16 protein-coding genes are annotated in these 13,411 nt (G+C 67.9%); 7 read left to right on the forward strand and 9 right to left on the reverse strand.

Annotated elements, in window-relative coordinates; all coding sequences use genetic code 11:
- Window positions 1-82 precede the first annotated feature (82 nt).
- The 3 genes from U5918_RS08860 to U5918_RS08870 all read left to right on the forward strand — a co-directional run bounded on the left by U5918_RS08860 (window position 83) and on the right by U5918_RS08870 (window position 2,752).
- A complete protein-coding gene (locus U5918_RS08860) occupies window positions 83-1,240 on the forward strand; it encodes a PQQ-binding-like beta-propeller repeat protein (RefSeq protein WP_336000985.1) in 1,158 nt (385 codons plus the stop codon).
- A gap of 118 nt (window positions 1,241-1,358) precedes the next feature.
- Window positions 1,359-2,159, forward strand: a complete 801-nt coding sequence (locus U5918_RS08865) for a hypothetical protein (protein ID WP_336000986.1) — start codon at window positions 1,359-1,361, stop codon at window positions 2,157-2,159.
- A 2-nt stretch (window positions 2,160-2,161) separates the two neighbouring features.
- Window positions 2,162-2,752 (forward strand): PH domain-containing protein, encoded by a 591-nt coding sequence (locus U5918_RS08870; RefSeq protein ID WP_336000987.1) that lies wholly within the window; start codon window positions 2,162-2,164, stop codon window positions 2,750-2,752.
- 73 nt (window positions 2,753-2,825) lie between these two features.
- Here the strand turns inward: U5918_RS08870 and U5918_RS08875 are convergent, their stop codons facing one another.
- Window positions 2,826-3,599 carry a histidinol-phosphatase HisJ family protein gene (locus U5918_RS08875; protein WP_336000988.1) on the reverse strand — a complete coding sequence of 258 codons (774 nt, stop codon included), beginning with the start codon at window positions 3,597-3,599 and terminating at the stop codon, window positions 2,826-2,828.
- Between the two features lie 136 nt (window positions 3,600-3,735).
- Between U5918_RS08875 and U5918_RS08880 the strand changes: the two genes are divergently transcribed.
- Window positions 3,736-4,818: a hemolysin family protein gene (locus U5918_RS08880; RefSeq protein ID WP_336000989.1), complete on the forward strand. Its 1,083-nt coding sequence runs from the start codon at window positions 3,736-3,738 to the stop codon at window positions 4,816-4,818.
- Here U5918_RS08880 and U5918_RS08885 read toward each other — a convergent pair whose 3' ends face one another.
- Together U5918_RS08885 and U5918_RS08890 are read right to left on the reverse strand one after the other, a co-directional pair.
- Window positions 4,819-5,067 (reverse strand): hypothetical protein, encoded by a 249-nt coding sequence (locus U5918_RS08885; RefSeq protein ID WP_336000990.1) that lies wholly within the window; start codon window positions 5,065-5,067, stop codon window positions 4,819-4,821.
- Between the two features lie 42 nt (window positions 5,068-5,109).
- Window positions 5,110-5,430 carry a hypothetical protein gene (locus tag U5918_RS08890; protein ID WP_336000991.1) on the reverse strand — a complete coding sequence of 107 codons (321 nt, stop codon included), beginning with the start codon at window positions 5,428-5,430 and terminating at the stop codon, window positions 5,110-5,112.
- Between the two features lie 216 nt (window positions 5,431-5,646).
- On the opposite strand from U5918_RS08890, the gene U5918_RS08895 reads away from it, so the two are divergent.
- On the forward strand, window positions 5,647-6,750 hold the full coding sequence (locus tag U5918_RS08895; protein ID WP_336000992.1) for a HAMP domain-containing sensor histidine kinase: 1,104 nt from the start codon (window positions 5,647-5,649) through the stop codon (window positions 6,748-6,750).
- Here the strand turns inward: U5918_RS08895 and U5918_RS08900 are convergent, their stop codons facing one another.
- The 5 genes from U5918_RS08900 to U5918_RS08920 form a co-directional block, all read right to left on the reverse strand.
- A complete protein-coding gene (locus U5918_RS08900; RefSeq protein WP_336000993.1) occupies window positions 6,751-7,170 on the reverse strand; it encodes a DUF8057 family protein in 420 nt (139 codons plus the stop codon).
- On the reverse strand, window positions 7,167-7,853 hold the full coding sequence (locus U5918_RS08905) for an RAD55 family ATPase (RefSeq protein ID WP_336000994.1): 687 nt from the start codon (window positions 7,851-7,853) through the stop codon (window positions 7,167-7,169). The genes U5918_RS08900 and U5918_RS08905 overlap by 4 nt, the downstream gene beginning before the upstream one ends.
- 90 nt (window positions 7,854-7,943) lie before the next feature.
- Entirely contained in the window at window positions 7,944-8,663 is a 720-nt protein-coding gene (locus U5918_RS08910; protein ID WP_336000995.1) for an Nmad3 family putative nucleotide modification protein, read from the reverse strand.
- Between the two features lie 36 nt (window positions 8,664-8,699).
- On the reverse strand, window positions 8,700-8,972 hold the full coding sequence (locus tag U5918_RS08915) for a DUF7577 domain-containing protein (protein WP_336000996.1): 273 nt from the start codon (window positions 8,970-8,972) through the stop codon (window positions 8,700-8,702).
- 121 nt (window positions 8,973-9,093) lie between these two features.
- Window positions 9,094-10,002: an acyltransferase gene (locus U5918_RS08920; RefSeq protein ID WP_336000997.1), complete on the reverse strand. Its 909-nt coding sequence runs from the start codon at window positions 10,000-10,002 to the stop codon at window positions 9,094-9,096.
- 183 nt (window positions 10,003-10,185) lie between these two features.
- Here U5918_RS08920 and U5918_RS08925 point away from each other — a divergent pair, with 183 nt between their 5' ends.
- Window positions 10,186-11,259, forward strand: coding sequence for a CPBP family intramembrane glutamic endopeptidase (locus U5918_RS08925; protein WP_336000998.1), 1,074 nt, complete (start codon window positions 10,186-10,188; stop codon window positions 11,257-11,259).
- Window positions 11,260-11,301: 42 nt separating this feature from the next.
- A complete protein-coding gene (locus U5918_RS08930; protein ID WP_336000999.1) occupies window positions 11,302-12,354 on the forward strand; it encodes an aldo/keto reductase in 1,053 nt (350 codons plus the stop codon).
- 70 nt (window positions 12,355-12,424) lie between these two features.
- Here the strand turns inward: U5918_RS08930 and U5918_RS08935 are convergent, their stop codons facing one another.
- Window positions 12,425-13,369: a methyl-accepting chemotaxis protein gene (locus U5918_RS08935; protein ID WP_336001000.1), complete on the reverse strand. Its 945-nt coding sequence runs from the start codon at window positions 13,367-13,369 to the stop codon at window positions 12,425-12,427.
- Window positions 13,370-13,411 lie beyond the last annotated feature (42 nt).

The following is a 13,411-nucleotide window of genomic DNA, read 5'->3' on the forward strand; positions in this document are numbered from 1 at the left end:
AGGCGGGAACATTGGTAATGAGTATCATTACATGTCGGGCGGAGACGATTACTCGAGGCGGAGCTGGCTGGCAGGATGTGGGGTGATCGGGCTCTCGACCTTCGGCGGCTGTCTTCGACTGATCGAAAACGACGGGAGCGAGGACGGCGGCGGGGTGCCGGGCGAAACCGAAAACGGGGGGCCAGCAACCGACGGCGAGAACGGCGGTGGCAACAGTGGGGACGAGATAACCGGAGTCGAACTCGCGCCGAACTGGTCGAAACGGGTGAGCGCCGTCACGGCGGCCGACGATGACTTCTTCATCCGCAAGGGTTTCACGGACCTCCTGCGTGTGCGACCGGACGGTCGAGAGGTATTCACGAGCGAGTTCGTGGACGACGGCATGCTTATGGTCGGTTCCGGACGCTCGAACACGCTCGCTGCCGGGGACAGCGGCATCTACGTCGGGGCGGGCGCACGAGAGGAGGGCGCGGGGGCGCGAATGTACGCACTCGACCCTGAGACCGGTGAGCAGCAGTGGTCCCACCGGGAGCCCACAGACGGCCTCCACGACGGTTTGCGCGCCGGGACAAAAACCGACGACCTCGTCCTGTACGCGAGCCAGAGTAGCGGATCGGGCGACGATCAAGAACCGATCATACGGGCGCTGGACCCCGCGGACGGCGAGGAGCGGTGGCACATTCGACGCGAGGGCGGCTTCGTCAACGGACTCGCCGTGGCCGATGACCGGCTGTTCGTCCAGGAGACCTTCGGCCTGTACGTGTACCGCCTCTCGACCCAGGAGTTGCTCTCGGAGAAACGAGTCTCGATCGGGTTCAGTCAGATCGTCGCGGACGACGACCTGTTGATCGTCCCGGGCGACACGGTCAGGGCGCTATCACTCCCGTCGGGCGACGAGCGGTGGTCGGTCGAGACAGGGCGAGCGGTCAGTACGACGCCGGGTGTCGGCGCTGGCGGTGTTTTCGTCGGCACTGAGTCCGGGTACGTGCTCGGTTTCGACCGGAAGAGCGGCGAGGAACGCTGGGAGAATCGGGTCGATGGCGTCGTCGAACACCCGCTGATCGTGGCCGACGGACTCGTCTGGGTCGCCACCGAGCGCGGCGACCTCGCGGCGTTCGACGCGGGAACTGGCGAGCAGGCGTACGCGGGGGAGGTCGCGCCCGACTTCCAGTTCACCGTCCAAAACGGCGTCCTCATCGACGACGAACGCGGTACCGCCTACGAGATACGACGAACGTGACCCCGGGTAGCGGCCACTCCTGTTCCGTCTCGATTATGAAACGTTCGTGTTTCCGCGGGACGACACGTTCGCTCAGATAGATGCGTGGATTGAAGGGAATCGGCCCGGAGATAGTGGTGTGAGCCGGACACGGTCGACACTCCTCGACAGGCCGCTCGACGTCCTCCTGCGCCCGGAGCGGCTCGTGGAACCACACGAGGACATGTACGATGGGTCCCTGTCAGTGAAAGCGCAGAGCACCGTCAGGTTACTGGTGTTCTACATGCTCAACGTCGTCCTCTATGCGACGCCGCTGACCATCGCCGGGTTCGGCGTCGCTGCCGACGCGACGGCGCCGGAGACGATCGCCCCGTGGCTGGGTCTCGTGATGGACCCGGACGGCGCCTGGGCGTTCCTCCTCTCGCTCGGACAGAACAGCCTGTTCCTGTTCGTCGCGACGGTCCTGACGCTGGTGACGTTCCACGTCGGGGTCCTGTTGACGCGGAGTTCCCAGGGACTGTTACTGACTATCAGGACGGTCACATACAGTACCGGCCTCTACCTCGCGACGATCTTCACCCTGGTCTGGTACCTCTCTATCGGAGACGCGATCGCCGTGGCCGACGACCTGTTGATCGCGCTACAGGCCTCGTTCGTCTACTTCTTCATCGACCTCCTGGGTACGGATCTGGCGTTGCCCGGCGGCCGTCCGGAGATGCTCCCGACGACGGGGCTGACGGCCGTCGGGACGGCCGTCCTCGTCGCGTTGATCGTCGCCGGTCTCTATTACCTGTACCTGCTGTACCTCGGGGCCCGTATCACCCACCGTGGCTCGCGGTTCGCCGGCCTCGTGGCCGTCGGGTTCGTCACCGTCTCGCCGGTCCTCTACGTGGTGGGCTCGATTCTCGCCTACGAGTTCTTCGGAGGTGTGTTCCTGTAACCATGACAAACCGACCGAACGCCGAAACCGATAGCCCGGAGCATCGTCCCGCACCCGGACGCGACCCCGACGACGTCGACGATGTCGACGACCCCGACGTCGGACCGGGAGTGTCAACTGGTGACGAAGTGCTCTACCAGACGCATCCGACCGTACGACCGGTACTGTTACTCATGGCGCTGACGCTCGTCGGCGCCGTCGTCGTCGCTGCCGTGCTCGCGACGAACCCGGACGTGGTCGGCGGCGACGACCTCGCGACGTTGTTGCTGGGGGTCGTCGGTACTGTTACCGTCTTGGTACTGTTGAAGCAGCTCATCAAGGTGTTCGTGATTCGGCGGACGACGTACACCATCACAGCGTCGGGGCTCCGCCGTGAGTACGAACTGTTCTACCGACAACGGGTGCGGGAGATTCCGGTTCACCAGTTGCGTGGACACGAATACGTCCAGAGCCGAGTCCAGACGCTTCTGGGATACGGGACGATACGGATGTTGACCGGCGGCACCAATCGGAGCCTCGGTTTCGTCGAGTTCGAACACATCGATGACCCGGCAGGGGTCCGCGAAGCGCTCCAGACCGTTGCCGGAGAGTGATCGTGACGCGGATCCGTCCGCATCGTGGCCCTAAGTGAATCTATGTCCCTGGGAGTCTACGCACGACGAACCACTAGAGCGAGAGCGTCACGGGTTCGATCCCGCGGGCGGCGAGGTACCGCTCGACGTGGGAGACGCGCTCGCCGATCTCTTCCGGTTTGTGGGAATCGGTGCCGACCGTCAGGTCCACGTCGTGCTCCGCGAGCACGTCCAGAAAGGCCGGCCCGGGGTGGAACTCGCCGTACTCGTCGAGCGCGCGCCCGGCGTTGAGTTCCGGGATCGTCCGCGAATCGGTCAGGGCCTCGGCCACCCGTCGGTAGTGCTCCTCGGTCGCGAACCCGCGCAGTTCGGGGTTGCGCTCGACCAGGTCGACGTGGGCGGCCACGTCGAACAGTTCCGACTCGATCAGGGCGACGAGGTGGTCGAAGTACTTCTCGACCGCTGCCTCGCGGTCGCGTTCTGACTGCTCGGCGAAGTAGGGCTCGACGTGGACGTTGACGCCGTCGAGGTAGTGGACGCTCCCGATCGAGTACTGGAAGTCGGCGGTCTCGAGGAACTCGCGGATCGCCGCCTCCTCGTCGGGATGGTAGTCCATCTCGACGCCGTCGTAGATGGCCACGTCGTGCTCCTCGCGGAGGCGCTGGATGGCCGCCCGACGGCGTTCGTAGGTCTGGTCGAGGTTGAAGCCGAGCAGGTGTTTCTGCTCGCTGATCGCCTCCCGGTCGGAGACGTTGCAGTGGTCGGCGATGCCCACGCCCGACAGGCCCGCCTCGGCGGCGGCCCTGACCATCTGGAACAGGAAGCGGCCGTCCGAGTACGTCGAGTGGACGTGGTAGTCCCGATCCATCGAACACTGGGACTCGGGCCCCTGCGTCCATAATCCGTGGCGGCGTTTCGGCGTTCGATGTGGGCTCGGCGACCGCTCGGGGCCAGCGGGAATCCGAGCCACCACGCATTTTTGACCCCTCCGCGAAGCGGGAGGTATGAACGCACTCGAGCTCTGGCTCCGGCTGGCGGCCGGGGTGGGCCTGATCCTGGCGAACGGGTTCTTCGTCGCCATCGAGTTCGCCCTGACGCGCGTCCGCCAGTACCCGAAGGCGGAGTTCGACCAGCCGGGCCTGCGGCGAGCCTGGGAGATGACCAGCGACCTGGAGATCTACCTGACGAGCTGTCAGGTGGGGATCACCGCCTCCTCCATCGCGGTGGGGATCGTCGCCGAGCCGGCGCTGGCGGCCGTCTTCGAGCCGTACTTCGCGAACTCGACGCTGGCCTCCGTCGGCGCCGGCGGGATCCTCGCCTTCCTCGTCATCAACCTGCTCCACCTGACCCACGGCGAGCAGACGCCGACGTACCTCGGCGTCGAGCGCACGAAGTTCGTCGCCCGCTGGGGCGCGACGCCGCTGTACTGGTTCGCCCGGCTCATCTCGCCCATCATCACGATCGGGGACTCGGTCGCGAAGTGGACGCTCGAACTGTTCGGCGTCGAGATGACCGGCGCCTGGCTGGAGACGGAAGAGGAGATCGTCGAGTCCCGCGCGGACCTGCGCAACCGGCTCGATTCCCTGCTCGAACGCGGCGACGTCTCCGAGGAACGCCGCGAGGAGATCCGCAACGCCCTCACCGTCGGCGAGGAGCCCATCTCGGCGGTCATGACCCCGACCGAGGAGATCCTCTTCCTCTCCACGACCGTCTCGGTCGCGGAGAACCTGAATCGCATCGGCGCCAGCCCCCACACCCGCTTCCCGCTGGTCGGCGACGCACCCGACGACTTCCGCGGCATCGTCTACGTCCCCTCGGTGATCGACCGGATCGACGACCTCCAGGCCGGCGAGGCGACCTTCGCGGACGTCGCCGCGCCGCCGATGACGATGGCGCCCGAGACGACCATCAGCGACGCCGTCGACCAGTTCCAGGCCGAGAGCCAGGAACTGGCGCTGGTCCTCTCGGAGGGCGAGGTCGTGGGCCTGCTCACCGCCACCGACGCCCTCGAGGCCGTCATGGGCGACATCGAGGACCCGCTGGACGAGTCGACCGACCTCGCCGCCGAGGGCCGCCGTCGAGACTAACTACTCGAGCCGCCGCCCGTCACGGGGACAGTACTCGTGGTCCTCGGCCGCCGTCCGGAACCCGCAGGTCGGACACTCCCGAACTGCGGGCGCCGACTCCTCGTCGCTCCCGCGGTTGCGAAACAGGAAGGGGACGAAGGGGAGAAAGAGGAAGACCGCGAGCGTGTCGAAGTACCACCAGAGCGCGACGGTGACCGCGAGGCTCCCGAGCAGTCCGACCGCCGCGGTCGCCGTCCGCGAACCGAGCATACCGGCGAGAGCGCTCCGGCGCTGAAAAGCGATGCGGGTCGATCAGCCCTCGTGGTCGAACCGGGCGACGAGGCCCACTGCGACCGCCAGTCCCGCCGCGACGCCCGCCCCGGCGGCTGGCCCGGTCCCGACCGGAATCGCGGGATCGTCCCCGGCGTCGGCCTGGCCGGTCGCCGCGCCCGGATCGTCGGCCGCCTGCGCTGGCGTCACCGGCGACGGCGTCTCCGGCGAGACCGTCGTCGCGTCGGCCCCGAGTGCCGTCCCGGTGCAGAGCGCCCCCAGGACGACGAGCGCGAGTGTCAGTCGCGCCGCTCGATCGATCACACAGTGCCCGTCCGTGCCGCCGTCGCGTATCGTTCCCATTCGTCGACCCCCCGGAAGCGACCGGCCGTCGGCCCCCCGCGGCCGGTCGGTGCGTTCCGTCGTAGTTTCCCTTTCGTTCCCGTTCCCATAGGGATTGGTCCTCACATCCGAGGCGGCGATAGACTCGGTCCGGCCGCAAGTCGTCGGCGCGTCCGCCGCCCGTCTGCCACTCCGATACATCTAAGGCGGGTGGTACGACAGGGGGAACCAGGGGACATGGACTGGGTGGACGTCGACGAGTGGGTCATCGACCCCTTCTTCGAGTGGATCGTCCCCGTCGTGAGTCTCGTCCTGCTGGGGCTGCTCATCGGCGTGGTACGGATGCAGGTGTCGGAGCCGTTCTTCCAGGCGCTCGACCTGGTCCTGCCGGCGCTTTTCGTGACGCTGATCGTCTGGCAGGGGCTGAAACTCCACGGGAGCGGGCTGACCACCGACGACCGCCGGACCGTCGCGATCTGGTACGCCATGGGGATCTACACGATGGTCGGCCTGGGCGGCTGGACGATCCTCTTGAACCTGCTGGGCCAGACCGTCCCGACGGGCGTCGAGGCGCTGACGGAAGTGGTCGCCGGCGGCTTCTTCGGCCTGCTGGTCGGGGTGGCACAGGTCCGGGCGAAGCAAAACGCCGAGGCGGCGACCCAGGCCCGCCTCGAACAGGAGTTCCTCGAGCGCCAGCAGGAGACCAACGAGGTCCTGAACCGGATCCTGCGCCACCACCTGCTGAACGGGCTGACGGTCATCCGCGGGCAGGCGCAACTGCTCGACGACCGGGTCGACGACGAGGGCGGCGAGTACGCCGCGACGGTGATCGACCGGGCCGACGAGATGACCGCCACGATCGAGGAGATCAGCGACATCACGCGGACGCTCACGGGCGAACCGGACCTGCGGCCGGTCGACCTCGGGGCCGTTCTCGGCGAGGAACTCGCGGCGCTCCGGGAGCGCTACCCGGACGTGACCGTCGGGGTCGACGGCGACCTCCCCGCGGACTGCACGGTCCGGGCCGACGACCTGCTGGGACGGGCCCTCGCGAACGTCCTCTCGAACGCCGTCGAGCACAACGACAGCGTCGCCCCGCAGGTGACGGTCACGGTCGAGTGCGAGGCGGAGGCGGTCGTGGTGTCGGTCGCCGACGACGGCCCCGGCATCCCCGAGGAGGTCCGAGCGGACGTCTTCGAGCCGAGCGAACGGGGCCTCGAGAGCGACGGCGAGGGGCTGGGCCTCTTCCTGACGGCGTCGCTGGTCGAACAGTACGGCGGCCGGATCTGGCTCGGTGACGGGACCGACGGGACGGTCGTCAACCTCGAACTCCCGCGGTAGTCACTCGAGGAAGTCGGGGAACTCGGTCTGTTTGGGGTCGCGGTCGGGCAACTCGGTCACCTCCGGCAGGTCGGCCACCACCGACGGGAGGTCCGTCGCCCGGCCGGCCGGTTCGTCGTCGCCGCCGGTGGCCGCCTCGTCGAGTTCCGCGCTGACGACCGCCTCCCAGACGTCTGCCCGGTCGGTCGCGTTGTCGACGGCGCGTTTGCGCTCCGTCCCCTTGCGTTTGCCCTCCTCGTAGGCGAGTTCGACGATGCTCGTGTCGTAGTTGGTCCCCATCGCCGCCCGGATCTCCTCGTACTCGTCTTCGTTTTCCTCGCCGAGCGAGGCGGCGACGCCGAGGGCGAAGGCGCGCTCGGTGGCCTCGTCGCGGTCGAGGCCGTCCCAGTCCCTGGCGAACCGTTTCTCGTAGAGGCTCATCGTTTGACCTTCTCGTCCGGATGGACCCGCAACCCCTGATCGGAGAAGCTGATCTTGTGGATGTCACAGTCGATGGCGGTCCCGCGCATCTTGATCGTCTGGACGCCCCGCGTCATCCCGCCGGCCTCCATGTAGTTGTGGAAGAACACGACCCCGTGGGCGAGGTAGTGCTCGTCGGAGTAGGAGGTGGGATCGGTCATCTCGGAGATCAGCAGAATGGTGGTGTCGGTCTGTTTCAGCGACGAGAGAAAGCCCGTGATCTCCTCGGACATGTCGGCGAAGAAGTGCTGGAGCAACATCGTCGAGTCGATGACCGCCCGGTCGATGTCGTTCGACTCGATGAACGCCGTGAGCCGGTTGGTCAGCCCTCCGTCGGTCCCGAACTGGGTGATGGTGCGCTTGCCCGCCTCCGTGACGAGGTTGAGAAACTGCACGCGATCGCTCCGCATCACCTTCTCGAAGCCGAAGTCGAAGTTGCTCATGTCGTGGACGAGTTCCTCTTTGGACTCGTGCATCGTCACGTAGAGGCAGTTCTCGCCGTTTCGGGCGCCCTCCGTGATGAACTGCGAGGAGAAGGTCGTCTTTCCGCTGCCCGGCGGCCCGCTGACGACGTAGAGCCGGTTCGACGGGAGCCCACCCGCGACGATATCGTCGAAACCCGGGACGCCGCTCGAAACTCGCATAGCAGAACCAGACCGACCTCCGGATATAGATGTTCCCACTGCGTTCTCAAACCTGAGAACCGAAGGCGAGATTCGCCGGCCGGCTCAGTCTCACAGGCGCCCGGCTGCCGCGGGGTCGGCGGCCAGCACTCGCTCGGTCGCGTCGGCGTCGAACCGGAGCGGCCGCCGCCACCACGGGCCCTTGCCCGAGTCGTCCGAGAGGCTCGTGACGACCCCGTTGGCCTCGCTGCCGGCGGACGGCGAACTCAGGGGGACGGCGGTGTCGTAGAGCCGGGACCCGTCGGGGTCGCCGTGGACGAGCACCCGCGCGTCGAACGGGTCGCGCCGGACGTGGGCGTTCTCGGCGAAGATCGTCCGCGCCTCGGCGTCGGCCGGGAATTCGGCGTAGGCGTCGCCCGGCAGCGGGTCGCGCGCCAGGCGGAACTGGCCGATCAGGAACGCGCCCCACTCCGGCGGCGCCCAGTCGGGGCCGTCGGTCGGGGTCGAGAGCGTGGCGTAGAAGAACAGGTAATCGCCGGCGGACAGCTCGGAGATGGGGGCGGCCTTCACGCCGTGGTCGTCGCCGTAGGTGTAGCGCTCGCAGTGGGGATACTCCCCGAACTGGGGGTCGAGGTGGACCGGTTCGTCGCGGTAGTCGGCCGGAATTTCGGTGTCGAGATCCAGGTCGGCGTAGGTCGGGACGGCGGCGTCCTCGCGGGTGGGTTTCGGCTCCGGGATGGGGACGTACTCGAAGGAGCCGTCGGCGTAGAGCGGGCCGCGAACGCCCGGCTCGTTGGTGTTGGCGGCGACGTTGATCGCGACGCTCTGCATACCGAGCGGTCGGTCGTGGGCGGGAAAACGTCGTCGCTACCGCAGCGGGGAGACGCAGTGTTTGCAGTAGCGGTACGTCGCCTCGTGTTCGTTGAACGTGCCACAGTGTTGGCAGACCGTGCCGTCCTCGTCGCCCGCCCGTCGACTCGACGCGTCTCGCTCCAGTCCGTCGGCCGCGGCCGCGTACTGCTCGCGCGACCCCGAGGCCCCCTCCGCCGACGGCTCGCTGTCCCGGAAGTACCGGTAGACCAGCAGCTGGAGCAGACTGAACCCGACGATGTACGCCACGATCCAGGTCCAGACCTCCATGCCATGTTATATGGTGCCACGGTACTTGGCTCTTCTGTCGGGGTCACGACCCGACGCGTCGCGCTCACTCCCTGTCCGGCTGAGCTACGCGAAGCCGGGCTCGACTGACGAACGAAATGAGTCAGTCGGCGTCCGGGGGGTTGAGGTCGCGCTGGAACTCGTCGAACACGTCCACGTCCGGTACCTCGTACTCGACGACGCGGTCCTCGCGGCGGTCGACGTTCGCGTCGTCGAGGGGGTCGGCGACGCTCTTCCAGCCGTCCTTGATCGCGATCGATTTGGCCGGCTGGCCGGCGGCGATGTGGTGGGCGGGCACGTCCGCCCCGGCGATGGACTTGGCCGCGAGCACGGCGTTCTCGCCGATGCGCACGCCGGCCCGGACCATCGAGTCGTAGGTGACGCGAGCGTCGTCTTCGACGATCGTGTGGTAGTTGGTGATCTCGGTCTGGTCGACGACGTCGTGGTCGTGGCTGTAGACGTGCGCGTCGTCGGAGATGGAGACGCGGTCGCCGATCGTCAGTTTCCCGCGGTCGTCGAGGTGGACGTCGTCGTGGACGACGACGTTGTCCCCGAGTTCGATGTTGTGGCCGTAGGTGAAGGTGATCCCCTTGAACAGCCGGAGGTCGTCGCCGGCGTCGGCGAAGAGGTGGTCGGCGAGCATGGCCCGGAACCGCAGGGCGAAGGCGATGTTGTCGGCCATCGGGGTCGCGTCGAACTGCCGCCAGAGCCACTGGAGGTGTTTCGAGTGCTTGAACTCGTCTTCCATGCCCGCGACCTCGGCGTAGTACTCGCTCTCGAGGGTCGCGTTACAGGGGTCGTACCCCTGCAGGCGGACGCGTTCGGCGGGGGAGACGTCCTCGCCGTCCTGCCAGCGCTCGTAGGCCGCGCGGTCGCCGTGGAGGTCGACCAGAACGTCCTCGACCACGTCACAGGTGTCCTCCTCGCCCCGGAGGCGCTCGTCGACCTCGTCGATGAACGACCGGAGCCCCTCCTCGGTCAGCGGCGGCAGAGAGACGTGACGCTTGGTCATACCACTGCATCGCAACCCGCGTTCAAATGGGTTTTCGTTACTCTCGACACCGTTACCGCCAGGTAACCCCCGCACACGTTCGGCGCGGTCGACCCGCGCGTACCCGGTCCGCCGCGCCACTCCGGTCGCTCCCCCGGTCGCTGACCCCCGCGTTTCATTCCGACGGGGCCCCTCGCCACCGACATGACCGACGGGGACCAGGCGGGTGACGAGGATGCGAGCGGGAACGGGGACGGGGGCGGGGGCTCGCGGACCGGGTCTGGGCCGGGAAGCGGCGGCGGTCGCGGCGTCGGTGGCCTGCTCGTCGGGGTATTCTGGAACCGTCGGGAGCACCGGCTCCGGTTCCCCTGGCGACTGGCCGTCGCCGCCGGCCTGCTCGGCCTGCTGGTCCTCATGTTCGGCTCGGTCGCCGTCGTGGCCCTCGGCGACGCCTGGCTCGGCGGCCCCGGCGGCCAGCTCCTGTCGACGCTCGCCGTCGTCGTCGCGCTCCCGGTCACGAGTTACTTCCTGGGCCGGCGACCGATCCGGGCGCTCGGCCTCGATCTCGACCGACAGTGGTGGCGCGACGCCGGCTTCGGGCTGGCGCTCGGAGTCGTCCTTCCGACCCTGCTGTTCGGTGTCGGCATCGCTGCCGGCTGGGTAGCCGTCACCGACACCTTCGTGACGACGCCCGACGCCTTCCTCGGCTTCGGCGACGCGTCGGTGCCCGTCGCCCTCGCCGCCGCTCTCGTCTTCTTCCTCGGCGTCGCCATCTCCGAGGAACTGCTCGTCCGCGGGTATCTCCTGACGAACCTGGCGGAAGCGCTGGCCGGCTTCGAGCGAGTGGGAGTCCGTCACGCCATCGCCGTCGCGACGCTCGCGACCGCCGGGCTGTTCGGCGTGCTCCACGCCGGCAACCCCAGCGCGACCCTGCTCTCGGTGACCAACATCACGCTGTTCGGGGTTTTGCTCGGGCTCTGTTACGTCTGGACCGGCCGGCTGGGGATCGCCGTCGGCGTCCACCTGACCTGGAACGCGGTCGTCGGCGCGGTGTACGGCTTCCCCGTCAGCGGGATCACCGTCGGCGTCGCGGTGCTGGAGACGGAGACGACCGGCCCCGCGCTATTGACTGGCGGCTCCTTCGGCCCCGAGGGCGGCCTGCTCGTATTGCTCGCCCTCGTCGTCGGCCTCGGGTTGACCGCCTGGTGGGTCCGGCGGGAGTACGGCGACCGGCGGCTCAGGGAGACGGTCGCCGTGCCGGCGCTGCGGGGCGAGTAACGGATCGCACCGGCTAAGTGGGCCGCGTTCCTACGGGCGGGCATGAACCAGCGCGAACTCGGATCGTCGGGCGTCGAGGTCAGCGAAGTCGGCTTCGGGGCCTGGGTCGTCGGCACCGACTGGTGGGGCGACCGCAGCCACGAGCAGGCCGTCGGCATGATCGAGCACGCCATCGAGCAGGGGATCACGTTCTTCGACACCGGCGACGTCTACGGCCACGGCGACTCGGAGGAACTCGTCGGCGAGGCCCTCGCCGACCGCCGCGACGAGGTCACCGTCTCCACGAAGGTCGGCTACGACTTCTACAACAACCCCCAGGCCGGCCACGGCGAACTCCCCAAGCGGATGGACGGCGAGTGGATCCACACGGCGCTGGACCGGTCGCTCGAGAGGTTAGGGATGGACTACGTCGACGTGCTCATGCTGCACAACGCGAACGTCGACGAGGTCACCCCCGACGTGCTGGAGGCGCTCGACGAACTCCGCGAGGAAGGGAAAGTCGAGGCGATCGGCTGGGCGCTCGGCCCCTCTATCGGCTGGCTCGCCGAGGCCACCGGGGCCGTCGAGCAGGAGTTCGACGCCCTCCAGCTGGTGTTCAACGTCTTCGAGCAGACGCCGGGTCGCCACGCCATCGAGGAGGTCCGCCGGCTCGACGCCGACACCTCGATCCTCCCGCGGGTCCCCCACTCCTCCGGGCTCCTGAACGAGCAGGTCACCCCGGGCACGGAACTGGGCGAGGGCGACCACCGCGCGTACCGCCCCGACGAGTGGTACGAGACGGGCTGGGAGAAGGTGGACAATCTGCGCTTCCTCGAACGCGACGGCGAGCGAACGATGGGCCAGGCCGCCATCCAGTGGCTGCTGGCCTTCGACGAAGTGGCCAGCGTCACGCCGACCTTCCGCACCACCGACGACATCGACGAGTGGGCCGGCGCACCGGCCACGCCCGCCCTCTCCGACGAGGAGTTCGAGCGCGTCGAGGAACTGAAGGAGGACAACTTCGGCATCGACCGCGACGACGGGATGGACGCACTGCGCTCCTCGGTCGGTGGCGCGGATCTGGAAGACGTAGACAAGCAGGCGGCGGGCGACTGACGGGAGCCGCGACGAAAAAAACCAGGAACTCGGCTTTTCCGGTGTTCGACTGGCGGCGCGGTCGCGACTACTACAGGTCCTGCAGGACGTCTTCGACGCCGTCCCGGATCTCGATGACCTGTGTGCTCTGGGTGCCCACCGACTCGACGATATCGCCGGTCTCGGCGGCTATCTCTTCGGCGTTCTGGGCCGTCTGGTCGACCATGCTGGCGACCTCCTCGGAACTCGCGGCCTGTTGATCGGTCGCGGCGGCGACTTCCTCGATCCCCTGGTTGACCTCCTGGACCGTCGACCCGATCTCGTCGAGGACGGCCATCGCCTCGCGGACCGATTCGACCCCCGTTTCGATCTCCTGGTTGCTCTCGGAGAGGTTCTCCACCGCGCTCTCGGTGTCGGTCTGGATCCGGTCGATCATCGACTCGACCCTGCTGGCCTGTTGCTGGGACTCGACGGCGAGTTGCTTGACCTCGTCGGCGACGACGGCGAACCCGTCGCCGGCCTGTCCGGCCCGGGCGGCCTCGATCGAGGCGTTCAGCGCCAGGATGTTCGTCTGGTCGGCGATGTCCGTGATCACGTCGATGATCTCGCCGATCTCGTCGGCCTGCTCCCGGATCGTCCAGACGTCTTCGGAGACCCTCTCGGAGGCCTCCTGCAGCGAGTCCATGGACTCCTCGACCTCGGCCGCCAGTTCCTGCCCCTCGTTGGCCCGGTCCCGGGCCTGCTTGCTGGCGCTCGCGACCTCCTCCGCGGAGGAGGCGATCTCTTCGACCGACGCCGACAGCGTCGAGATCTCGTTCGCCACGGCCTCCATCCCCTCCGACTGTTCGCTCGACAGCTCTCGGATCTCCTCGATCCGGCCGAGGATCGCTTCGGTCGACTCCTGGAGTTCCTCCAGCCCGGCTTCGACCTCCGCCGCGCCGTCGTGGTCCGTGTCCGCGTCGAGGTCGACGGCCTCTTCGTCCAGCGTGTCCTCGACGTCGTCCATCTCGTCCGCCACCGCGTCCTGGTTGGACATGATCCAGTGTACTCGGCACGTTGGTTTATATCCCCGGCACGA

It is taken from the genome of Halorientalis sp. LT38 (assembly GCF_037031225.1).
GTDB lineage: Archaea > Halobacteriota > Halobacteria > Halobacteriales > Haloarculaceae > Halorientalis > Halorientalis halophila.

Excerpts from the sequence above, each read along its gene's own strand:
- U5918_RS08870 (WP_336000987.1), top strand. The coding sequence starts at position 2,162 with ATGACAAACCGACCGAACGCCGAAACCGATAGCCCGGAGCATCGTCCC.
- U5918_RS08875 (WP_336000988.1), bottom strand. The coding sequence starts at position 3,599 with ATGGATCGGGACTACCACGTCCACTCGACGTACTCGGACGGCCGCTTC.
- U5918_RS08880 (WP_336000989.1), top strand. The coding sequence starts at position 3,736 with ATGAACGCACTCGAGCTCTGGCTCCGGCTGGCGGCCGGGGTGGGCCTG.
- U5918_RS08885 (WP_336000990.1), bottom strand. The coding sequence starts at position 5,067 with ATGCTCGGTTCGCGGACGGCGACCGCGGCGGTCGGACTGCTCGGGAGC.
- U5918_RS08890 (WP_336000991.1), bottom strand. The coding sequence starts at position 5,430 with ATGGGAACGATACGCGACGGCGGCACGGACGGGCACTGTGTGATCGAT.
- U5918_RS08895 (WP_336000992.1), top strand. The coding sequence starts at position 5,647 with ATGGACTGGGTGGACGTCGACGAGTGGGTCATCGACCCCTTCTTCGAG.
- U5918_RS08900 (WP_336000993.1), bottom strand. The coding sequence starts at position 7,170 with ATGAGCCTCTACGAGAAACGGTTCGCCAGGGACTGGGACGGCCTCGAC.
- U5918_RS08905 (WP_336000994.1), bottom strand. The coding sequence starts at position 7,853 with ATGCGAGTTTCGAGCGGCGTCCCGGGTTTCGACGATATCGTCGCGGGT.
- U5918_RS08910 (WP_336000995.1), bottom strand. The coding sequence starts at position 8,663 with ATGCAGAGCGTCGCGATCAACGTCGCCGCCAACACCAACGAGCCGGGC.
- U5918_RS08915 (WP_336000996.1), bottom strand. The coding sequence starts at position 8,972 with ATGGAGGTCTGGACCTGGATCGTGGCGTACATCGTCGGGTTCAGTCTG.
- U5918_RS08920 (WP_336000997.1), bottom strand. The coding sequence starts at position 10,002 with ATGACCAAGCGTCACGTCTCTCTGCCGCCGCTGACCGAGGAGGGGCTC.
- U5918_RS08925 (WP_336000998.1), top strand. The coding sequence starts at position 10,186 with ATGACCGACGGGGACCAGGCGGGTGACGAGGATGCGAGCGGGAACGGG.
- U5918_RS08930 (WP_336000999.1), top strand. The coding sequence starts at position 11,302 with ATGAACCAGCGCGAACTCGGATCGTCGGGCGTCGAGGTCAGCGAAGTC.
- U5918_RS08935 (WP_336001000.1), bottom strand. The coding sequence starts at position 13,369 with ATGTCCAACCAGGACGCGGTGGCGGACGAGATGGACGACGTCGAGGAC.